Below are 19,273 nucleotides of genomic sequence, written 5' to 3'. Positions count from 1 at the left end.
CTGACAAACGCAGGAAATAGCTTCAACTCGCCTTACAAACGACAAAACGGATGAGACCCTTCACCGGTGTCTCATCCAACGATTAAAGTGCCGGCTAAGTGCGACGGCTCAGCGCGAGATGAAGCTGATCAGCAGGGCCAGCAGCATGAACAGGCCGCCCAGGACGCTGGTCACGCGGATCAGGCCGCCCTCGACGCCGCGCCCGCCGAGCAGCGAGCCGCCGGACGCCATGCTGGCCGAGAGCCCCGCCTGCTTGGGCACCTGCAGCAGGATAAAGAACACGAGCGCCAGGCAGATCACGGCGAACAGGATCAGGAACAGATTCAGAATCATGGAGAACCTCGTTGGTGCCGGTGAGGGGACTTGAACCCCTACGGTTTCCCGCTCGATTTTGAGTCGAGTGCGTCTACCATTCCGCCACACCGGCAGATGCGCGTCCGTGGATCGGGCGCGACGGGAATGCTAGCGCGGGGGCGCCGCAGGGTCAAACGGGCGCCTGACAGGGGCGGCGCCCCCGCGTGAGCCGCAGGGGGATCAGGACGTCGGGGATCTGGGCGGGGCGTGTTCCTGCCCACCCTGCTTCCCCGCCCCGGCCGCTCCCAGGCCGATCCGCCCACCGATATCCCGCCGCAGCTGGGCACCCGGAAAGTCCACCGCGTCGGCCAGGGCGTACGCCGACCTCAGCGCCTCGGGCAGGGTGGGCGCGGTGGCGGTCAGGGCCAGCACCCGCCCCCCGGCACTGACCAGCCCCGCGTCGGCCCGGCCCGTGCCGGCGTGGTAGATGATCTGCCCGTCCTGGGGCTCGGGCAGCCGGATCGGGACGCCCCGCAGCGGCTCGGCCGGATAGCCGGGCGCGGCGAGGATGATGGTGGCGCTGGCCTCCGCGCTGAACACCACAGTCTGCGGATCGAGGAAGCCGGTCGCCGCGTCGAGCGCGTGCTGCGCCAGATCGGAGGTCAGCAGGGGCAGCACCGCCTCGGCCTCGGGATCGCCGAAGCGGGCGTTGAACTCCACGACCCTCGGCCCGTCCGGGGTGAGCATCAGGCCGGCGTACAGGACGCCGCAGTACGGCAGCCCCTCGGCGCTCAGGCCGGCCAGGGTGGGCTCGATGATCCGCTCGCGGATGAACCGGAGGTCGCCCGGCGGCAGCGGGAAGGGGCAGATCACGCCCATGCCGCCGGTCATCGGGCCGGTGTCGCCCTCGTGGATGGTCTTGTGATCCTGGCTGGGCGGGGTCAGGGCGTAGCGCCCGCCACCACACAGGGCAAGCACCGTGACCTCCTGGCCGGTCATGAAGTCCTCGATGACCGCCTGGGCGTCTGCCTGGCTGAAGATCTCCCGCAGGGCCGCCCGGGCTTCCTCCTGGCTCCGCGCGATGGTCACGCCCTTGCCGGCCCGCAGCCCGGCGTCCTTGACCACGATGGGCGGCGGGCGGGTGGCGACGTGGGCGAGCGCCGGCTCCAGCGTGCCGAAGGCCCGGTGCTGCGCGGTGGGGATGCCGTGGCGCCCCATGAAGGCCTTGCTCCAGGCCTTGTCGCCCTCCAGCCGGCTGGCCGCGCGGGTCGGCCCGAAGGCGGGCACCCCCAGGGCCAGGCACTCGTCCACCAGTCCAGCGGCCAGGTACGCCTCCGGGCCCACGATCACCAGATCCACCCCTTCCCTGGCGGCCAGCTCGGCGACCGAGCGGGCGTCCTGGGGGCCCTCCAGAATCCGGGCCGGCTCCGAGATGCCGGGGTTGCCGGGCGTACACAGCACCTCGTGGCCATGGCGGGCGCAGGCGTGGACGATGGCGTGTTCGCGCCCCCCGCCGCCCACGACCAGCACGCGCATCAGACCTGCTCCTGCTGGCCAGGGCGGGTGGCCTGACGCTGCCAGTAGCGCATCAGCCCCTGCACGCTCATCCAGGGCGGGCAGGCGAGTTCGTACAGGCCGGGCAGGGCGGCGTCCTCGGCGCGCAGCTCGGCCAGCAGTTCCTGGGAGAAGGTCGCGGAGAGCGTGGCGAAGTCCTGCCCGGCGTCCATCCCGGCGCGCACCCGCCCGGCGTCCCGGCCCATGGTCGAGAGCAGGCCGTCCCAGTGCGCGGGGTCGTTCGGGTAGCTGCCGAAGTGCGCGAGGTGTAGCCGCTCGGCCGGCCGTTCCCGCAGGGCCGCCACGCTCTGGCGCCAGACCTCCAGGTTGATGTCGGGAGGCGGGGTGGGGGCGCGGGTGGTCTGGGACGGGGCCAGCCGCACCCCGGCCACATCGCCCACGAAGAGGTCGGCCCCCGCCTGGTAGGCCACGTGATGAATCGCGTGGCCGGGGGTATAGACCACGTCCACGTCGAGGTGCCCGAGCCTCAGCCGCTCTCCCCCGGACAGAGCCGTGAGCTGCTCCGGGCGGATGGGCCTCATCTCGCCCCACAGCCGCTCCATCTCGCCCCCGTAGATCTGCGCGGCGCTGGCGTACAGGCGCTCCGGGCTGATCATGTGGGGGGCGCCCCGTTCATGCACGTAGACGCGCGCCCCGGGCAGCCGCTCCAGCAGGGTGCCCGCGGCCCCGGCATGGTCGAAGTGGATGTGGGTGAGCAGCAGGTGACGCACGTCGGAGAGCCGGGCGCCCAGCCCACTCAGGCCCGCTTCCAGGGCGCCCAGGGTGGAGGTCGGGCCGGTGTCCACGACCGCCAGCCCGTCCCCGGTGTCGAACACGTAGGACGCGATCACGCCGGGCCTCCCCCCGAAGTGCAGGTCGATCAGCGAGACGCCGGGCGGCAGGGCGGTGCCGGCCGGAGCACTCACGCGACGCCCGTCAGGCGGGCCAGGGCCAGCAGCGCCGCCGCGCCGTACTGCACGAGGGCCACGATCCGCAGGGCGCGGGTGTTCGGCGCCGCCTTCAGGGGCCCCCGACTGAGCAGCAGGATAAAGGTCGCGCTGAGCACGATGAAACCGAAAAAGACCCACAACGCCATGGGGCACAGGATACCCCCGGGCTCAGCCGGGGCAGGGCGGGCCTGTCCACCCGCGGGTGGGGCACCGGGCGGACGACCGGTGGCGGGGGGTCAGTCCGTCTGGAAGTTCACCGGAGCACGGCGGCCCGCCTCTGAGCTGGCCAGAACCGGCTTCGGCGGTCAGAGCGGCGGCGGCGCGCTGAGGGCGACCAGCACATTCCAGTCGTCGGGCTGCGCGGGGTCGTCCAGGGCGGCGCGGTTGCGGCCTTCAAAGCCGCAGCGCGCACAGCGGTGGACGACGATCCAGCCCTTCTTGCCACTCTGCTCGATCCCCACGGGCACCATCAGGCCGTGGCAGGTGCTGGCGCGGTCGCCGGGCAGGACGTCCACGTGCTTGGAGTGCAGGCACGCCGGGCAGTGGTTCCGGACACTGCCGTTGCGCAGCGGCTGGACAGGCGCGCCGCAGTGGTCGCAGGCGAAGGCGTTGTTGGTGCCCTGCACGGTAAACCGCCGTCCGGACTCGCCCGCGGGGCCACTCACGGGCGTGTCCTGCGGGGGCGGGTTCTGGACGCCCAGCGCTCATCCAGAAAGGCCCGGATGGCGGGGGTGCCCACCAGCGCCGTACCCAGCAGCAGGTAGGCGAGGCCGGCGCCGCTCACCACCCAGCCGGCGGGGCCACCGGTGCTCGCGCCCGCCAGCATCCCGCCCACGAAGACCAGCAGCCCGGCCAGCACGCTGAAGCCCAGGGTCAGCCGCCAGGCCCAGACGTGCCCGCGCCACACCAGACCCAGCAGCAGGGCGGTGGCCATGGCCGTGATCACGCCGCGCCCGATGTCCTGGGCCTCGCCGCGCAGCAGCCCCGACAGGAAGGGCGTGACGCTCACGGCATAGAGGCCGATCAGCACGGCCAGGGTGGGCCAGCGCCCGGCCTCCGGCGACACGCCCCAGCGATCCGGGTCGGCCACCGGGGGGGCGGGCCGGGCCGGCGTGGATCGGGCTGGCTTGAGGGGACTCATGGGCTGTATTTCACCATGCGCGCGGCGGTGAGGGCGGGGCAGACGTCACCTTCAGACGGGATGGGTGGCAGATTCAGCTCCAGGCAGACCGGGTTCCCGGCCGAGGTCAGCGGCCGGGCGGCGGGCGCAGCCAGGAGGGCAGCGACAGGGGCTGAGCGCGGGCCCACTCGAAGTCGAACTGCCTTCTGCCCAGCGCCAGGGCCTGGGGGTCGCTGGTCGCCAGCGAATACTCGCTGAGGCCCTGGGCGCCGAACGACGCGAACTGCAGGTTCTGGCTGCCCACCACCAGCATGGCGTCGTCGATCAGGGCGGCCTTGGTGTGCTGGCCCCCGGCGGTGCCCGACCAGCGGGCCTGAAGGTGATCCTCCAGCCCCAGCGGCCGCAGGACGTCCCACAGCCCTGCCAGGAAGGCCAGCGTCTCCAGGCGCAGCAGCGGGTCGTAGTCGAGCACCATCCGCACGTGCACGCCGCGCTCCCGCACGGCCCCAGCTATGGCCTGCCAGACCGGCAGGTGCCGATTCGGAAAGGGGCAACCGCCGGGGGCCAGCAGGCTCAGGGTGCACGCCGGAGTGCCGCTGACCTGCGACTGCAGCAGATCGATGCTGCCCGTCGCCGCCCCCAGCAGGCGGATCACGGCCTGATCGGCGGCCTCCTCGCCGGATCGGCGGTACAGCCCGTACACCCGCGAGTTCCCGCTGGGCCGGGGCGGCGCCGACCAGACCAGCCCGTAGGGCGCGGTGGTGTCACCCAGAGGGCAGTCGCGCCGCAGGGCGTCCAGGTCGGGCCGGGCCACACACTCCAGCGGCCGCGCGTGCAGCCAGCTGTCGCGGAAGGCGGCGACCGCGTGCCTGGCCACCGGGCCGCGTACCCCCAGCGCCAGATCGCTGAGGCCCAGGCCGCCGGGGGTCGAGGTCGGCACGTGGAACCAGCTGATGTTGAAGCCCCCGCTGAGCACCTCCTGACCGTCCAGCACCAGCAGCTTGACGTGGCTGTGCGGGTAGGCGTAGGCGTAGTTGGCGATCTCCAGGCGCCAGCCGGGCACGGGATCGTGGCCCAGCGGCACCCCCGCCGCCAGCAGCTGCCGCGCCGCCGAGTAGGCCGACGCCGTGGGGTCGAGCAGATCGCCGAAGCGCACCGAGTTGCCCAGCAGGAGGCGGACGGTCACGCCCTGCGGGTACCGCTCCGGGTGCAGGGTGAGATCACGGCGCAGCCCGGCGATGGCGCCCGCGACCGCCTCGCCGGGCGACCCGGCGCCGTCGTCCCAGACCATGTTGGCGAGCAGCACCTCCCGTCGGGCCGAGCCGATGGCACGGACGACGGCCTCGAAGCCGCCCAGGGGGGAGGTCGGCTGGTCGCTGATCCCGGCGTCGTCCTCCGGAAAGGCGAGCAGGCCCGTGAAGGCGTTCCCACAGCTCAGCGCCGCGCCGTGCCCCAGCAGCGAGTCGTACAGCACCCGGTCGAGGGGCGCCTGCGGGGCAGGACAGGGCGCCGAGGCTCCCAGCCCGTCGAGCACCCCGGGCGTCACGGGGGGCAGCGGGGCGCGCAGGATGTCCAGGCCACGGACGTCCAGCACGGGGGTCTGCCCAGGGTCGTCGGGCACCGCCGGCGCCGTGCCCAGGAGCCCCACCAGCAGCGCGCTCAGGAAGCGCCAGGGGACGCGGGGCAGCAGCTTCATCGGGGGGAGAGTAGGGGATGGCGGGGCCGGCGGGATGGGACGGGCACACCGTTGGGCGCCGCCGGGGCTTCTGCTAGCCTTTATCGATGACCTCATCCGACACGGGAACGTCTCCCCAGGCCTCCCAGCCCGCCGGGGGGAAGCGCGCCCGGGTCGAGTCCGTGAACGTGGCCCAGCCCTCTTCCCTGCAGGTGGGCGCCCGCACGATCACGACCGGCATCCGCAAGCGGGCCGTGTCCGGGCGGGTGGCGGTCACGGCGGCGGGGCTGGCCGGCGATCACGTCCTGAACCGCCGGCACCACGGCGGCCCCGATCAGGCGGTATACGTCTATACCCGCCCGGATCTGGACTTCTGGGCGGAGGCGCTGGGCGAGGCCCCGGAGCCCGGCCTCTTCGGGGAAAACCTGCTCCTGAGCCGCTGGGCCTCGGCCGAGCTGCGGGTCGGTGACCGCCTGGACTTCCACCCGCCGTCCGGAGAGGCCGGGCCGCTGCTGGAGGTCACCGCGCCGCGCATTCCCTGCGCCACGCTGGCCGCCAACCTGCACGAGCCGGCCTTCGTCAAGCGTTTCGCCCGGGCCCGACGGCCCGGCGCGTACATGCGCGTGCTGCGTTCCGGCGAGGTCGGGGTGGGCGACCCCGTGACTCTCCTGCCGGGCGACGTGGAGGCCCCTACGCTGGGCGAGCTGTTCGACCTGCATTACGTCCGCACTCCCGATCTGGAGCGGGTGCGGGAGCTGCTGGCCTTCCCGCTGGCGATCCGCGTGCGGCGCGATCTGGAGGCACATCTGGCCGACGGGGCGTGAGCCCGGGTGGCCCGCTCCGTCGCTCTGACCCGGCAGGAGACCGGGCGGAGAGAGCAGGCCGGTTCAGCCCCTCTCCCCCTTCAGATCCGGCGGCAGATCCAGCGGCTCAGGCGCGCAGTTTCTCGCCGTAGTACTTGCGGAGTTTGGCGACCTTGGGGGCGATCACGGCCATGCAGTAGCCCTGGCCGGGATTGCGGGCGTAGTAGTCCTGGTGGTAGTCCTCGGCCACGTAGAAGGTGCTGGACGGCTCGATGCTGGTCACGATGGGCCGGTCGAACACGTTCTGCGCGCCCAGATCGGCGATGACCTCGCGGGTCTCGCGCTCCTGCTCGGGGGTCAGGGGGAACACGGCGCTGCGGTACTGGGTGCCCGTGTCGGCGCCCTGGCGGTTCAGGGTGGTGGGGTCGTGGGTGGCGAAGAACAGGCCCAGCAGATCCTTGAAGCTCACCTGCTCCGGATCGAAGGTCACGCGCACGGCCTCCGCGTGGCCGGTGGTGCCGGAGCACACGGAGCGGTAGTCCGGGCTCTGGGTCTGCCCGCCGATATAGCCGCTCTCGACCATCGTGACGCCGCGCACGTCCTTCATGACGGCCTCGGTACACCAGAAGCAGCCGCCGGCTAGGATGGCCTGCTGGAGGGGCGAGTCACCGCTGGTGCGGCCGGACTGGGCAGTCGTCTGTGAGGTCATACGGTCATTGTGGCGCGCTGGCGCCCCACACACAGGGTCGGCCTGACAATCCGCGCCGGGGGGCAGGGCACGCTCAGGGGCGTGGGCTCAGCCCAGCAGCAGCCGCGCGGAGACCAGCAGGACGATGCCGCCGTACATCCATTTCACGAACGCCGAGCCGCGCAGCATGGCCATGCGGGCGCCCAGTGTGGCGCCCAGCGCGTTGGCGAGGCCCATCGGCAGGCCGATCCACCACACCATCTGCCCGCCGATGAGGAAGAACACGAAGGCGCCCAGGTTGGTGGCGAAGTTGATGGTGCGGGCGTTGCCGCTGGCCCGCACCAGATTGAAGCCCGCGAGCGCGAACAGGAACATCAGGAACGTGCCGGTGCCGGGGCCCAGGAAGCCGTCGTACATGCCGATGAAAAGCGCGCCGGGCAGGGTCAGGGCCAGCACGCGGCCCGTCAGGCCGGGGTAGCGGTCGTCCAGGCCGAAGCGCTTGTTGACCAGCACCAGCGCGCCCACCCCCAGGATCACCACCCCGACCAGCGTGCGGAAGGCGGCGGGGTCGATGAAGCGCACCAGGAACGCGCCCAGGGCGCTTCCCACCAGGGCCAGCGGAATCAGGCGCAGCAGCAGCGGCCACTCGACATGCCCCTTGCGCGCGTACTGCAGGGTGGCGCTGCCGGAGCCGAAGATCGCCAGCAGTTTGTTGGTCGCCACGACCTGCGCCGGGCTCAGGCCCATGAAGAACAGGGTGGGCAGCGTGATGGTGCCGCCGCCCCCGGCCACCGCGTCGATGAAACCGGCCAGGAAGGCGAGCGGAACGCCGTACAGCAGGACTTCGGGGCCGGGCACGCCCAGAACTCTAGCAGGCAGACCTCTCGCAGGCAGACCTCTGGCAGGGCGCGCCAGCCCCGGCTGCCTGCCCTGGCCCGCGCGCCGGCCCGTCTGAACGTTGCGCCCACGACCCCGAAAACCCCGTGCTAGCCTCGCCTGGATGACCGAATCCGTGCCCCCCGTGACCCCTACCGCCCTGTTCGACACGGCCGTGGTGGCGGGGGTCGGACTGATCGGCGGCAGCGTGGCGCTGGGGCTGCGCCAGCGTTTCCTGGCCCGCCGGGTGATCGGCCTGGACGCCAGCATGGACGTGCTGCGCGAGGCCGAGGCGCTGGGCGTGGTGGACGAGGTACGTGCCCAGTGCGGCGAGTGGCTGCGCGGAGCCGATCTGGTGATCCTGGCCGCGCCCATGCGCGCGCTGGCCCCGCTGGCCCGCGAGCTGGCCCCCTGGCTCAGTCCGTCTGCCCTGGTGATGGACGTGGGCAGCGTCAAGGGCGGCATCGCGGCCGAGATGGAGCGGCTGGGGGTGCGCTCCTTCGTGGCCGGGCACCCGATGGCCGGCAGCGAACGCGGCGGGGTGACCCACGCCAGCGCCGCCCTGCTGGAAAACGCCGTGTGGGTGCTCACGCCCACGGATCACACGCCGCTGACCGCGCTCAGCCGCGCCCGCTCGCTGGTCGAGCACCTGGGCGCCGCCCCGGTCGTGATGCCCCCCGACGCGCACGACGCGCTGGTGGCGACCATCAGCCACCTGCCGTATCTGGCGAGCCTGGCCCTGACCCACATGGTCGCCCGCGACGAACGCCTGAGCCTGCTGGCCGCCGGGGGCTTCCGCGACCTGACCCGCGTGGCCAGCGGAGACCCGCGCATGAGCCGCGACATGGTGGTGGAGAACAAGGAGGCGCTGCGGGGGGCGCTCTCGCGCTTCCGCCGCCAGCTCGACCGCCTGGAGGCCGACCTGGACGAGCCCGAGGAGCTGCTGGCCGCCGCCCAGGAGGGCAAACGCACCCGCGACAGCCTGCCGGTCGTGCGGCGCAGCCTGCTGCCGGCCAAATTCGACCTGGTGGTCGCCGTGCCGGACAGGCCCAACCAGATCGGCGCGGTCACGCAGGCGCTGGGCGCGGCCGGCGTGAACATCAAGGACATCGAGGTGCTGGCGATCCGCGAGGAGGGCGGCGCCCTGCGGCTGGGGCTGGAAAGCGCCGAGGATGTCGGGCGCGCGGCCGGGGTGCTGCGTTCCCTGGGCTTCGAGGTGAGGGCCCGCGCCTGATGGCCATGCCCGCGGACGTGCGTGAGCGGGAGGTGGTTACGCCGCCGCCCGGCGAGGTGAAGGCCGACCGCTGGACGTACCAGAAGCGGCCCTCGGCCCGGCACGCGGTGAACCTGTTCCGCGGCTTCACGATCCTGGAGGTGGTGCTGCACCACTCCAGCGGCATGGCCCTGCGCTTACTGCAGCCGGAGAGCTTCGAGTATGCGGCCATGCAGGTGGTCAACCGGACGCTGCATTTCGCGGTGCCGGCCTTCGTGTTCCTCTCAGCGGCCGTGCTGATCCGCAGCCTGCTGCGCCGCTTCAACCTGCGCCGCTACGCGCGCCGGCGGCTGGTGCGGGCGGCCTGGCCCTACCTGCTGTGGAGCGTGCTGTACGCCCTGTGGTACGTCTGGACAGGCCAGCGCGACCCGGCCGTGCTGCGGAGCCCCGAGCGCTGGAGAACCTGGCTGCTGGACGGCAAGGCCAGCTTCCACATGTACTTCATGCTGGTCGCCCTGCAGGCCTACGTACTGGTGCCGGCCCTGATGACGGTCGCCCGGCGCCGGCCCGGCATCACCGACATGCTACTGATCGGCCTGCCCATCCAGCTGGGCCTGTATTTCCTGAACCGCGAGGTGCTGCACCTGCCCTACCCCACCAGCAGCGTGCTGTGGTACATCCTGCCGCTGCTGCTGGGGGTGGCGGTCGGGCCACGGCTGCGGGAGTATCCGGACTGGTGGCGGGAGCACCGCTGGGTGATCCTGGCGCTGCTGGCCGTGGTGTACGCGCTGTATCTGCCCGAGGCCCTGAAGTTCCTGCGCACCGGGCGCGCCACGCCGGGGCTCTTCGAATTCCTCACCTGGGGCTACACCAGCCTGATGGCGCTGACCCTGATGGGTCTGGTCTGGCAGATCCAGTTCCGGCCGCGCCACGGCCGCCCGCTGGTGTCCATGGCCAAGCTGGGCACGGTGAGCCTGCAGGTCTACCTGCTGCACCCGGCCATCCTGCAGGGCCTGGGCCTGCTGTACGAGCCACAGGGTTCGGGCGGCCAGAAGCTGCTGACCATCGCGCTCTACGCGGTGATCGCCCTGCTGGTACCGGCCCTCCTGGGCCGCGCCCTCCAGCGCACCCGCCTGAGCCTGGTGCTGTTCGGACGCTGAAGAACCGGGCGACCGCGCCCAGGAGCTGAGCCCGGCAGGCCAGCGACCCGGTTCATGAGCAAAACGCCAAGGCGCACAGGCGGCCCATTCGGGTGCCAGACCGCTTCCGCCCGCTCGGGCCGGACGCTACAGTTCGTCTCCGGCCCTGCCGACCATGACCAGTCCTGTCCTGCCCCTCCAGTCCTCCGCGCCGGCCACCGTCACCACGGTGACGGCCATCGACATGTTCCGTGGCCTGACCATTCTGGAAGTCGTGGGGCACCACGCCAGCGGGCTGGCCCTGCGCTACGCCCAGCCGGGCACGCTGGGCCACGAGGCGCTGCTGATCCTGAACCGCACCCTGCATTTCGCGGTACCGGCCTTCGTGTTCCTCTCGGCCGTGGTGCTCACCCGCAGCCTGCTCAAGCACTTCGAGCCCCGGCGCTACTTCGTCCGGCGGCTGACCCGTGGCGGCTGGCCGTACCTGCTCTGGAGCGTGCTGTACGCGCTGTGGTACGTCTGGACGGGCCAGCGCGGCGCCGAGACCCTGAGCGACCCGGAGCGCTGGCGCGACTGGCTGCTGTACGGCAAGGCCAGCTATCACCTGTATTTCCTGCTGGTGGCGCTGGAGGTCTATCTCGTGCTGCCGCTGCTGCTGCCGGTCGCCCGGCGCCGGCCCAGCATCACGGCGGCCCTGCTGCTGGGGGTCGCCGCCCAGCTCGGGCTGTATCTGCTCAACAGAGAAGTGCTGCGGCTGCCCTTTCCGGCCAGCACAGTGCTGTGGTACATGCTGCCGATCATGGTCGGGATGGCCGTCGGTGCCCGCTTCAGCGAGTTCCCGGCGTGGTGGCGGCGCCGGCGTGGGGTGCTGCTGCCGCTGCTGGCCGTGGCCTACGCCCTGTACCTGCCGGTGGCCCTGGAATATGTCCGCAGCGGGCAGGTCACGCCGGTGGTGTACGCCGGCCTGAGCTGGGTCTTCACCAGCCTGATGGCCCTGACCCTGCTGGGACTGGCCTTCCGGCTGCAGCGCACGCCGGGGCGGGTGCGCGCCGCCGTGGCCACGCTGGGCACCGTGAGCCTGCAGGTCTACCTGCTGCATCCGGCCATCCTGCAGGCGCTGGAACTCTGGCGCGAGCCGCAGGGCACGACCTGGCAATTGCTGCTCACGGTGGCCGCCTACGGCCTGATCGCCCTGCTGCTGCCCGCCCTGCTGGGCCGCCTACTGCTCCCGACCCGCGTGAGTTCATGGCTGTTCGGCCGCTGAGCGTGGGAGCCCGGAAGTCTGCCCCCCCAGGTGCCCCCCGACAGACGGAGCCACTGGGGGTGAAGGCCCGCTTCAGAGTGCCGTCAGATGCCGGGCGCTACAGTACACGCCGCGTGCGAGCCCGTTTCCTGCTGCCCTTCCTGAGCACCCTCAGTCTGTTCTCCCTGCCCGGCCAGGGCTCCGCCAGCACGACCGCCCTTCCCCGTTTCGGGCCGACGGGCCAGTGGCTCCGGCAGGACACCCCCCAGGGCGCCTCGTACCTGCAGGTGCCGGCGGGCTGCGCCGTCCGGCTGTGCCCGCTGGTCGTCGTGTCCCACCCCCGGGGCCAGACCGCCGAACGGATGCGCGACAGTGTCCAGATGAACGGCCTGATCGCGCCGCTGCTGGCGGCCAACTTCGCTGTCCTGCTGGGGGGCGACGGCGGCCCCACCGGCTGGGGCAGTCCCGCCGCCCTGACCGAGGTGGCCCTGGCCCACGCCTCGGCCGTGCGCACCTTTCCCTGGAACGGCCGCACCTACGCGCTGGGCATCAGCATGGGCGGCCTGCTGGCGCTGCGAAGCTCGCTGCCGGGCGCCCCCTACGCGGTCAGCGGGGTCGCCCTGATCGACGCCTGGGTCGACCTGAGCGCCGCCTGGGGCTCGGCCCTGTCGCGCCGCAGCGAGATCGAGGCGGCCTACGGGGTGCTCGGCGCACCCGGCAACGAGTTCGATCCCCTCTACCTGACCCTGCTGGGGCCCCGCCTGCCGCTGTTCATCGCCAGCAGCCCGGACGACTCCACCGTCTCGGCCACGCGCAACTCCGCGCGCCTGAGCCCCCACGCCGACCCGGCCCTCAGCGAGGTCATCCCCCTGCGCGGCGAGCACTTGGGGGCCAACCGCTTCACGCCGGGCATGGCTGCGCGGCTGGTGGCCTTCCTGAAACGCCTGGAAGGCCCGACCGCCCAGCGCTGAACCTGGCCTGAAATGGATTCCGCTCCAGTCAGGTTGATTCTGAAAACACATCGGAATCAATCGGAACGGGCATGGACAGTCGTCCGAACAATGCTGATTAAGTGTCCTTTCAACTGCGATGAACACGATGTTTTTGGCCCCTCTCCCCTCGTGGGGGAGGCTGGGACTCAGAGAGGGAATTCAGATGGCGTCCCAGACAGCAATAACCGAGTTATTCAGCGATGGCGTGATGAAACTGTCCGCATCAGTGCTGAACCGGATTCCGTTTGTAAGCCGTTGAAAACGGCCCGAACTCCGTCCGGGCTCGCAGAGCTGCGAAGCAGCGGGGGCAGGAGGATTGACGACCTCCAGCCGGCTCAGCGGGAACGCCGCCCCTGGGCAACCTGGAGGCGGCGTCCGGTTGAGGGCGCCTACATCGCCGCCGGCACCTCGATGCCGATCAGGGCCAGGGTCTCCTCGAAAGCCTGACGCAGGCGCCCGACCAGCGCCAGCCGGGCCTCACGCAGGCCCTCTTCGGACTGCAGGACGTTGGTGGCGGGCTTGCCCTGCCTGGTTTTCGCGTTGTACCAGGCGTTGAAGGAGGTCGCCAGATCGAGGGCGTACTGGGCGACCAGATGCGGCGAATGCACGCGCACGCTCTGGGCCACGATTTCGGGCAGGCGGGCGACCTGCTTGGCCAGCGCCAGATCGATCTCGGGCAGGGCGGCCCAGTCGGCGCCGGTACCGCCTACGGCCAGGCCCGCCTCCTGGGCCTTCTTCAGAATGTTGGCGGCCCGCACCGCCGCGTACTGCACGTAGGGCGCCGTGTCGCCGTTCAGGGCCAGCGCCTGCTCCCAGCGGAAATCGATCTTGCGGGTGGGCTCGGCCTTGAGCATGGCGAAGCGGATCGCGCCGATGCCGATGCGGCGGGCGATCTCGGCGGCGTCCTCACGCTTCGCCAACTCGGGGTTGATCTCAGTCAGCACCGCCAGGGCGCGCTTCTCGGCCTCGTCCATGGCGTCGTCGGCAGCGACAGCGATGCCCCTTCGGCCGCTGATGGTCTGGCCCTCCAGGGTCACGAAGGCGTACGACAGGTGGGCCGAGCGCTCCTCCTTGTCCCGCTCGCCCGCCACGCCCAGCGAGGATCGCACGATCTTCTGCGGGTGCTCCTGGCGCGAGTCGATCACGTTGATGACTTCCTGGGCGTGACCGAAGCGCTTCGCCACGTCCGGCTGGCCGTCGGGGGCGCTGGTGTAGATCGCCCTGCCCTCGGGATCATCCATGAAGGCCCGGAACTTCATGCCCTCGAAGAGGCCGAACTTCCAGAACTGGTAGCCGATGTCCTTGGCGACGTACATGGCGGTGCCGTCCGAACGCTTCAAGACCACCTGGGGCTCTTCCAGGCCGGGCATGAACTCGGACACGTCCATGACGAAGGCGCCGGCGTATTTGCCCTCGGTGGGGTGCGTGGTGTACGGGCTGCCCTCCAGGATGTTCAGGCCCTGGTCGAGAAAGCCGCTGCCCACCACGTCGGACTCCCAGACCAGCAGGTCGTAGCGGGCGCCCAGGCGGAAGGTGGTCTGCATATGGGCCCCCACGACCTTCTCGACCTCGGCGCGCAGCACGCCCGCCTCCAGCCGGTGCATGACCGCGCTGATGCCCTCCTCCAGTGCTGGCTTGGCGGGGTCGGCGTTGAGCTGCACGTAACCCTCACCCATCCAGTGGTCGTATTTGCGGACGCCGTCCCATTCGCGGTGATAGTGGCTGACCGCGAACAGCGACTCGGCCGCCTGCCGCCCGGTGTCGTCGATGTAGTTCTGCACCTCGACGGTGTGCCCGGCCGCGCGCAGGATGCGGGCCATCGAATCGCCCAGCACCACGTTGCGCAGGTGCCCCACGTGCAGCTCCTTGTTGGGGTTCACCGAGGTGTGCTCGATGACCACCTTGCCGTGCAGCGCGGGCATCTCGAAGGGCTTCTCCACGACCTGCCGGATGAACCAGCCGATGTCCACGAAGAAGTTCAGGAAGGGGCCCACGGCCTCGACCTTCCGGATGCCTTCTGGAAGCACCACGGTCTGCGCGAGCTGCGCCGCGATCTGCGCCGGGTTGCCTCCGGCGCTCTTGGCCATCTGGAAGGCGGCGGGGGTGCCGTAATCGCCCGGTTTGGTCGCCGGCGTCTCCTGGATGGCGGCGTCCACCGGCATGCCCAGGCTGGCGGCGGCCGTCTCCACGGCGTGCTTGAGTTGTGCCTTCAGATCCATGACACACGAGTGTACGGCACGGCGGGCGCGGCAGGTCGCCGCCCGGTTCTGGCCTCGCTGGCGGCCGCCCCCCCCCGGCCGGGGTACCCCCACCCTGGCCCTCTTCGACTACCATATGCTGCATGTCCGCTCCCGCCCACGCGACTGTCGCGGTCATCATTCCTGCGTTCAACGAGGAAGAGACGGTCGCGGTCGTCGTGAACGTGGCGCGGCAGCTGACCTCGGACGTGATCGTCGCCTCGGACGGCAGTTCGGACAACACTGCGCAGGTGGCGCGAGGGGCCGGGGCGCAGGTTGTGGAACTCAGCGAGAACAGCGGCAAGGGGCCTGCCCTGGGCGCCGCCCTACAGGCCACCGACGCCGACTTCATCGTGATGCTGGACGCCGACCTGACCGGCCTCACCCTGGAGCACCTGGAGGCCCTGCTGGAGCCGGTGCTCGCGGGCACCCTGGACATGAGCATCGGCGTGTTCGACGGGGGGGGCTTCGTGACCGACTGGGGCAACAAGCTCACCCCGAACCTGAGCGGCCAGCGGGTCGCCCGGCGAAGCTGGCTGCTGGGCGTGCCCCACCTCAGCGAAGAACGCTGGCCCGAGCCCGCCATCACCGCCCACCTGAAAGCCACCGGTGCTCGCTGGGACTATGTGGTGCTGCCCAACGTGGCCCAGGTCGTCAAGGAGAAGAAACGCGGCTTCTGGAAAGGCGCGCGGGCCCGGACGAAGATGTACGCCCAGCTCCTGACCTACCGGGCGCGCCGCAAAAAACCCTGATCCATGCGGAGATCGGGCCACACCCAGGGTGGCGAGGGCCGCTGGGCAGCTCTGGAAGACGACACGTCCATCGGAATGACCGGGTGGGTGCCCTCCCAGGAACCCTGGAAGTCTCCCCTGCCCTCTCGTCAGCGCTGCAGGTCGACCACGCTGCCGTCGCCCGCCAGGTAGCGCACGATGCCCAGGGTCGGCACGAAATAGGTGGTCTGGGTACTGACCCTGCCGCCGGCGGTGGTATCGGTGCGGATGCTCAGGGCATTGAAGGTGCCCGCCGACAGCCGCAGGGCGCTCATGCCGGTCACGTGGCTGGCCAGCCTGAAGGTACTGCTGCCGCTCGTCCAGGCCATGCCGGGGCTCAGGGGGCCGGGCGGGTAGACGTTCAGGGGCGCGGTGAACCACGTGAGGCGCCCGCCCGCATTCACGCCGCGCAGCCACACGCTGCCGTCGGCGCGGAGTTCCAGCAGATCCTGGGTGTAGGTGGTGCTGCCGTACTGGTGGCTGACCGGCGTGACCTTCACGCCCCGGTGCACCACGCTGGCGCCGACCACCTGGGACTCGCCGCTGGAATACGTCCAGCGCTCCCCCGGCAGGTAGGGGTAATACGGCCGGGGGGGTGCAGCGCCCTGCGCGCCGACCAGCGCCGTCAGGGCAGCCAGGGCCAGCACTCGGCGGGCGGCGAACCGGAGGGAGGGGGAAGCGTTCATCTGCCGCCGAGCCTAGCGCTCAGGCTCTCACGCTGGTCTGACGCCCGCGCCCAGGACGCCGCGCCAGCCCGCCTACTCCTGGTCGCGCCCCAGCTCCGTGCCCCGGCGGGTGGCCTCGATCACGGCCTGGATCAGCCCGCCGCGCACTCCGGCGTTTTCCAGCGCTGCCAGCCCGGCGATGGTGGTGCCGCCGGGGCTGGCGACCTCGTCCTTGAGCATGGCGGGATGGGCGCGCCGCTGCAGCAGCTCGCCGCTGGCGACCAGCAGCTTGGCGGCCAGTTCGTTGGCCAGGGCCCGCGGCAGGCCCATGCGGACGCCGCCGTCTGCCAGGGCCTCGGCCACCACGGCGGCGTAGGCGGGGCCGGAGGCGCTCATGCCCGTGAAGGCGTTGAACAGGTGCTCGGGCAGGTCGTAGGCGTCGCCCACCGCGCCGAACAGGGTGTGGGCGAAGGCCAGGTCGCCGGCGTCCTGGGCCTCCTTGGGGCCGGTGATGGCGGTCTGGCTGCGGCCGATGGTGGCGGCCAGATTCGGCATGACCCGCACCACCCGCTGGGTGCCCAGCCGCCGCACCAGCGTGCTGATGCTGACCCCCGCCATGGTGCTGATGTATCCGACGTTCTCCTGCGCCAGCCACTCGCTCACCTCCGGGAAGACGCGCGGCTGCAGCGACACCAGCACGCGCTGCGCCCCGGCCAGCTGCGAGCGGCCGATCACGCGGGCTCCGGTGCGGGCCGCGATCTCCTCCACGCGCGCGCTGTGCGCGTCCAGCAGGCCGATCTCCCCGGCGGGGATCACGCCGCGCGCGGTGACGCCCTCCAGCAGGGCCAGTCCGAGTTTTCCGACGCCGACGATGGCGAGTTTCATGGGGGGAGTATAGGGGCGCCTCCCCGGCCCCGCCCGGCTGAGGTGTTCACCGATGTCCAGACGTGGCTGTCTGGGGGCAAAGCAACAGTCCACCTCCAGGCCAGCGGGAGGTCGAACCCGGGGATCGCTCCTGTGCTCAGCCCAGCAGGCCGATGGCGTACTCGCCCATGAGGCGCGGGATATCCACGCCCGTGGTCGTCACGGAGTTCTTGAATTCCATGGTGTGGTTGATCTCGATGACCGTCAATCCGCCCCACTCGTTCCGGGCCTGCGGATCTTCCACGAGGTCGATCGCCACGATCTGCCCCTGCACCGCCCCGGCCGAGCGCCGGGCCAGATCCGCGATCTCCGGCGTGACCGGGCAGTTGCTGGCGGTCGCGCCGCGCGCCGTGTTGGTGATCCAGTGCTCCGAGGTGCGGTAGATCGCGCCGATGCACTCGCCGCCGACCACGAAGGCGCGGATGTCGCGCCCGGGCTTGTCGACCAGCGCCTGCACGTAGAAGATGCCGTGCTGGGGCCCCCCCAGCACCTCCTTGTGCTCGATCACGGCCTCGGCGGCGTGGCGGTCGTTCAGGCGGCTGACCATGCGTCCCCATGACCCCACCGTGGGCTTCAGGACGATGGGATAGCCCATGGCGTCGATCAGGGTCAGGGCCGTTTCACCGTCGAAGGCCACCCCGGTGCGCGGCGTGGGCAGCCCGGCCCTGTGCAGGGCCGCGTTGGTCGCCAGCTTGTCGCCGCAGACCTCGATGACGTGGGCCGGGTTGATGACCTGCACCCCGAAGCCCTCCAGCGCCCGCGTGACCGCGTGACCGCGCGACTGGCTCACGCAGCGCTCGATGGCGACCTTCCAGGGCACCTGGGCGCGGCCCACGTTGTCGAACGTGAGCTTCAGCTGGGGCACGTACACCTTGTCGTAGGGCACGCCCAGGGTATCGAGCGCCTCGAAGAGCATCTTCTCGTCGGGGCGGATGCGGTCGTACAGCACGGCAAGTTCAGCCATGACGGGTATGGAGGAGCAGGCCCCCTCAGCACTCAGCGGTCAGCCGGGACACGTCCCTGGGCCGACCGCCGGGCGCTGAAGGACTTACTCGCCCCAGTCCTCCGCTTCGTTGGGGGCGGCGGCCAGCCGGGGCGGCTCGACCGACACGACCTCGTATTCCACACCTGTCTCGTCGTCGATGACGAGTTCGCCGAGTTCGGGATTGGTCAGTTCGATGGTCGCACCGGTATCTGGGTTTTCAAATTGAACGGTAGTCATAAATTCTCCTCGCGTTTGACAGGTTAGCGCGGCCAAGTCGAGTCAACCGCTAAACCCTAGACAGCGGCGCTGTCCTCGGCGGCGAATTCCAGTTCGATGCGCGCCTTGCAGTGCGGGCAGGGCACCACGCTGACCTCCACGCCATCCGAGCCGCGGATGATGGGGGCCGTGGCCACCAGTTCCTCGGTCACCTCGAACTCCTCGCCGCAGTTCGGGCAGGTGGTCAGGATGCCCAGCAGTTCCAGCTCGAAGTCCTCGCCGCCCCCGTTGCGGGTCACTTCCATCTCGGCGTTGCACGAATCGCAGACGATCACGTCTCCGACCTGCAGTTCCGCCCGATCCGCCTCTGTCAGTTCCAGCACTTCGGAGCACACCGGGCACTCCACTTCCAAGGTCGCCATGGGCCCAGTTTAGGACGGACGCTCGCCGGGGAAGCGGCCGTATTTCTTGAAGAAGGCCAGGATGCTGCCCTCGGCCAGCGCCTCGCGCAGGAATTCGGGCGGCGGCGGAAGCTGGACGGTACCGCCCGGATGGGTCAGCACACCCGTGTCCACATCCAGCGAGACCTGATCTCCGTCGTCCAGCAGGCCGGTCAGGTCGTATTCGAAGGCGGGGATGCCCAGGTTCAGCAGGTTGCGGTAGTGGATCCGCGCGAAGCTGGGGGCCACGATGGCGCCGATCCGCAGCTTCTTCAGCGCCAGCGGGGCATATTCGCGGCTGGAGCCCAGGCCCCAGTTGCGCCCGCCGATCAGCACGTCGCCGGGCTGCACGGCTGCGGCGAATTCGGGGCGGATGTAGTGGAAGGCGAAGGTCTGGAAGACGTCTTCACCGGCCATGAAGGGCGCGAACTTGCCGGGCAGGATGTCGTCGGTGTTCACGCTGTCGCCAAATTTCCAGATGCGGGGCAT

General features: G+C 70.9%; 22 protein-coding genes and 1 tRNA gene. 6 read left to right on the top strand and 17 right to left on the bottom strand.

What is annotated here, in order from left to right; translation table 11 throughout:
• Positions 1 to 108: 108 nt before the first annotated feature.
• The 8 genes from secG to CVO96_RS15210 all read right to left on the bottom strand — a co-directional run bounded on the left by secG (position 109) and on the right by CVO96_RS15210 (position 5,614).
• Positions 109 to 333, bottom strand: a complete 225-nt coding sequence (gene secG, locus CVO96_RS15240; protein ID WP_103312953.1) for a preprotein translocase subunit SecG — start codon at positions 331 to 333, stop codon at positions 109 to 111.
• Positions 334 to 345: 12 nt separating this feature from the next.
• Positions 346 to 427 (bottom strand) — tRNA-Leu (locus CVO96_RS15235).
• Between the two features lie 107 nt (positions 428 to 534).
• A complete protein-coding gene (purD, locus tag CVO96_RS15230; protein ID WP_103312952.1) occupies positions 535 to 1,830 on the bottom strand; it encodes a phosphoribosylamine--glycine ligase in 1,296 nt (431 codons plus the stop codon).
• Positions 1,830 to 2,774 carry an MBL fold metallo-hydrolase gene (locus CVO96_RS15225; RefSeq protein WP_243398394.1) on the bottom strand — a complete coding sequence of 315 codons (945 nt, stop codon included), beginning with the start codon at positions 2,772 to 2,774 and terminating at the stop codon, positions 1,830 to 1,832. Before CVO96_RS15225 ends, purD begins: the two co-directional genes overlap by 1 nt.
• Entirely contained in the window at positions 2,771 to 2,944 is a 174-nt protein-coding gene (locus tag CVO96_RS21150) for a hypothetical protein (RefSeq protein ID WP_165795317.1), read from the bottom strand. Before CVO96_RS21150 ends, CVO96_RS15225 begins: the two co-directional genes overlap by 4 nt.
• A 159-nt stretch (positions 2,945 to 3,103) precedes the next feature.
• Positions 3,104 to 3,463 carry an RNHCP domain-containing protein gene (locus CVO96_RS15220; RefSeq protein WP_103312951.1) on the bottom strand — a complete coding sequence of 120 codons (360 nt, stop codon included), beginning with the start codon at positions 3,461 to 3,463 and terminating at the stop codon, positions 3,104 to 3,106.
• Complete coding sequence (locus tag CVO96_RS15215) at positions 3,460 to 3,939, bottom strand: hypothetical protein (protein WP_243398393.1); 480 nt, start codon at positions 3,937 to 3,939, stop codon at positions 3,460 to 3,462. The genes CVO96_RS15220 and CVO96_RS15215 overlap by 4 nt, the downstream gene beginning before the upstream one ends.
• A 106-nt stretch (positions 3,940 to 4,045) precedes the next feature.
• Complete coding sequence (locus CVO96_RS15210; RefSeq protein WP_103312949.1) at positions 4,046 to 5,614, bottom strand: phospholipase D-like domain-containing protein; 1,569 nt, start codon at positions 5,612 to 5,614, stop codon at positions 4,046 to 4,048.
• Between the two features lie 86 nt (positions 5,615 to 5,700).
• Here CVO96_RS15210 and CVO96_RS15205 point away from each other — a divergent pair, with 86 nt between their 5' ends.
• Complete coding sequence (locus CVO96_RS15205; protein WP_103312948.1) at positions 5,701 to 6,417, top strand: MOSC domain-containing protein; 717 nt, start codon at positions 5,701 to 5,703, stop codon at positions 6,415 to 6,417.
• A 106-nt stretch (positions 6,418 to 6,523) separates the two neighbouring features.
• On the opposite strand, the gene msrA is transcribed toward CVO96_RS15205, so the two are convergent.
• On the bottom strand, positions 6,524 to 7,105 hold the full coding sequence (gene msrA / locus CVO96_RS15200) for a peptide-methionine (S)-S-oxide reductase MsrA (RefSeq protein WP_103312947.1): 582 nt from the start codon (positions 7,103 to 7,105) through the stop codon (positions 6,524 to 6,526).
• Between the two features lie 87 nt (positions 7,106 to 7,192).
• Entirely contained in the window at positions 7,193 to 7,942 is a 750-nt protein-coding gene (locus CVO96_RS15195; RefSeq protein ID WP_103312946.1) for a TSUP family transporter, read from the bottom strand.
• Between the two features lie 142 nt (positions 7,943 to 8,084).
• Here CVO96_RS15195 and CVO96_RS15190 point away from each other — a divergent pair, with 142 nt between their 5' ends.
• The 4 genes from CVO96_RS15190 to CVO96_RS15175 all read left to right on the top strand — a co-directional run bounded on the left by CVO96_RS15190 (position 8,085) and on the right by CVO96_RS15175 (position 12,526).
• Positions 8,085 to 9,194, top strand: a complete 1,110-nt coding sequence (locus CVO96_RS15190; protein WP_103312945.1) for a prephenate dehydrogenase — start codon at positions 8,085 to 8,087, stop codon at positions 9,192 to 9,194.
• Positions 9,194 to 10,333, top strand: coding sequence for an acyltransferase (locus tag CVO96_RS15185; RefSeq protein WP_243398392.1), 1,140 nt, complete (start codon positions 9,194 to 9,196; stop codon positions 10,331 to 10,333). Before CVO96_RS15190 ends, CVO96_RS15185 begins: the two co-directional genes overlap by 1 nt.
• Before the next feature lie 154 nt (positions 10,334 to 10,487).
• A complete protein-coding gene (locus CVO96_RS15180; RefSeq protein WP_103312944.1) occupies positions 10,488 to 11,576 on the top strand; it encodes an acyltransferase in 1,089 nt (362 codons plus the stop codon).
• A gap of 113 nt (positions 11,577 to 11,689) precedes the next feature.
• Positions 11,690 to 12,526: an alpha/beta hydrolase gene (locus tag CVO96_RS15175; RefSeq protein WP_243398391.1), complete on the top strand. Its 837-nt coding sequence runs from the start codon at positions 11,690 to 11,692 to the stop codon at positions 12,524 to 12,526.
• Between the two features lie 410 nt (positions 12,527 to 12,936).
• Here the strand turns inward: CVO96_RS15175 and CVO96_RS15170 are convergent, their stop codons facing one another.
• Positions 12,937 to 14,766 carry an arginine--tRNA ligase gene (locus tag CVO96_RS15170; protein WP_103312943.1) on the bottom strand — a complete coding sequence of 610 codons (1,830 nt, stop codon included), beginning with the start codon at positions 14,764 to 14,766 and terminating at the stop codon, positions 12,937 to 12,939.
• A 122-nt stretch (positions 14,767 to 14,888) separates the two neighbouring features.
• Between CVO96_RS15170 and CVO96_RS15165 the strand changes: the two genes are divergently transcribed.
• Positions 14,889 to 15,536: a glycosyltransferase family 2 protein gene (locus CVO96_RS15165; RefSeq protein WP_103312942.1), complete on the top strand. Its 648-nt coding sequence runs from the start codon at positions 14,889 to 14,891 to the stop codon at positions 15,534 to 15,536.
• Between the two features lie 128 nt (positions 15,537 to 15,664).
• On the opposite strand, the gene CVO96_RS15160 is transcribed toward CVO96_RS15165, so the two are convergent.
• The 6 genes from CVO96_RS15160 to CVO96_RS15135 form a co-directional block, all read right to left on the bottom strand.
• Positions 15,665 to 16,240 carry a hypothetical protein gene (locus CVO96_RS15160; RefSeq protein WP_243398390.1) on the bottom strand — a complete coding sequence of 192 codons (576 nt, stop codon included), beginning with the start codon at positions 16,238 to 16,240 and terminating at the stop codon, positions 15,665 to 15,667.
• A gap of 72 nt (positions 16,241 to 16,312) precedes the next feature.
• A complete protein-coding gene (gene proC, locus CVO96_RS15155; protein ID WP_103312941.1) occupies positions 16,313 to 17,104 on the bottom strand; it encodes a pyrroline-5-carboxylate reductase in 792 nt (263 codons plus the stop codon).
• Positions 17,105 to 17,240: 136 nt separating this feature from the next.
• Positions 17,241 to 18,107 (bottom strand): lysine biosynthesis protein LysX, encoded by an 867-nt coding sequence (lysX, locus tag CVO96_RS15150; protein WP_103312940.1) that lies wholly within the window; start codon positions 18,105 to 18,107, stop codon positions 17,241 to 17,243.
• 84 nt (positions 18,108 to 18,191) lie between these two features.
• A complete protein-coding gene (gene lysW, locus CVO96_RS15145; RefSeq protein ID WP_103312939.1) occupies positions 18,192 to 18,365 on the bottom strand; it encodes a lysine biosynthesis protein LysW in 174 nt (57 codons plus the stop codon).
• A gap of 56 nt (positions 18,366 to 18,421) precedes the next feature.
• The gene (locus CVO96_RS15140) at positions 18,422 to 18,766 is read right to left on the bottom strand and encodes a hypothetical protein (RefSeq protein ID WP_165795316.1); all 345 of its coding nucleotides are present in this window, start codon (positions 18,764 to 18,766) and stop codon (positions 18,422 to 18,424) included.
• A gap of 9 nt (positions 18,767 to 18,775) precedes the next feature.
• Entirely contained in the window at positions 18,776 to 19,273 is a 498-nt protein-coding gene (locus tag CVO96_RS15135) for a LeuD/DmdB family oxidoreductase small subunit (RefSeq protein WP_103312938.1), read from the bottom strand.

This window comes from Deinococcus koreensis (genome assembly GCF_002901445.1).
GTDB classification, from domain to species: Bacteria; Deinococcota; Deinococci; order Deinococcales; family Deinococcaceae; genus Deinococcus; species Deinococcus koreensis.
The sequence above is the reverse complement of the archived record's forward strand: the minus strand, read 5'-3'. Positions and strand labels throughout refer to the sequence as shown.

Bases quoted from the DNA above. Each gene is read 5' to 3' on its own strand.
- proC (WP_103312941.1), bottom strand. From the start codon at position 17,104: ATGAAACTCGCCATCGTCGGCGTCGGAAAACTCGGACTGGCCCTGCTG.
- CVO96_RS15215 (WP_243398393.1), bottom strand. From the start codon at position 3,939: ATGAGTCCCCTCAAGCCAGCCCGATCCACGCCGGCCCGGCCCGCCCCC.
- CVO96_RS21150 (WP_165795317.1), bottom strand. From the start codon at position 2,944: ATGGCGTTGTGGGTCTTTTTCGGTTTCATCGTGCTCAGCGCGACCTTT.
- msrA (WP_103312947.1), bottom strand. From the start codon at position 7,105: ATGACCTCACAGACGACTGCCCAGTCCGGCCGCACCAGCGGTGACTCG.
- lysW (WP_103312939.1), bottom strand. From the start codon at position 18,365: ATGACTACCGTTCAATTTGAAAACCCAGATACCGGTGCGACCATCGAA.
- CVO96_RS15210 (WP_103312949.1), bottom strand. From the start codon at position 5,614: ATGAAGCTGCTGCCCCGCGTCCCCTGGCGCTTCCTGAGCGCGCTGCTG.
- lysX (WP_103312940.1), bottom strand. From the start codon at position 18,107: ATGGCTGAACTTGCCGTGCTGTACGACCGCATCCGCCCCGACGAGAAG.
- CVO96_RS15165 (WP_103312942.1), top strand. From the start codon at position 14,889: ATGTCCGCTCCCGCCCACGCGACTGTCGCGGTCATCATTCCTGCGTTC.
- CVO96_RS15205 (WP_103312948.1), top strand. From the start codon at position 5,701: ATGACCTCATCCGACACGGGAACGTCTCCCCAGGCCTCCCAGCCCGCC.
- secG (WP_103312953.1), bottom strand. From the start codon at position 333: ATGATTCTGAATCTGTTCCTGATCCTGTTCGCCGTGATCTGCCTGGCG.
- CVO96_RS15180 (WP_103312944.1), top strand. From the start codon at position 10,488: ATGACCAGTCCTGTCCTGCCCCTCCAGTCCTCCGCGCCGGCCACCGTC.
- CVO96_RS15190 (WP_103312945.1), top strand. From the start codon at position 8,085: ATGACCGAATCCGTGCCCCCCGTGACCCCTACCGCCCTGTTCGACACG.
- CVO96_RS15185 (WP_243398392.1), top strand. From the start codon at position 9,194: ATGGCCATGCCCGCGGACGTGCGTGAGCGGGAGGTGGTTACGCCGCCG.
- purD (WP_103312952.1), bottom strand. From the start codon at position 1,830: ATGCGCGTGCTGGTCGTGGGCGGCGGGGGGCGCGAACACGCCATCGTC.
- CVO96_RS15160 (WP_243398390.1), bottom strand. From the start codon at position 16,240: ATGAACGCTTCCCCCTCCCTCCGGTTCGCCGCCCGCCGAGTGCTGGCC.
- CVO96_RS15135 (WP_103312938.1), bottom strand. From the start codon at position 19,273: ATGCCCCGCATCTGGAAATTTGGCGACAGCGTGAACACCGACGACATC.
- CVO96_RS15170 (WP_103312943.1), bottom strand. From the start codon at position 14,766: ATGGATCTGAAGGCACAACTCAAGCACGCCGTGGAGACGGCCGCCGCC.
- CVO96_RS15140 (WP_165795316.1), bottom strand. From the start codon at position 18,766: ATGGCGACCTTGGAAGTGGAGTGCCCGGTGTGCTCCGAAGTGCTGGAA.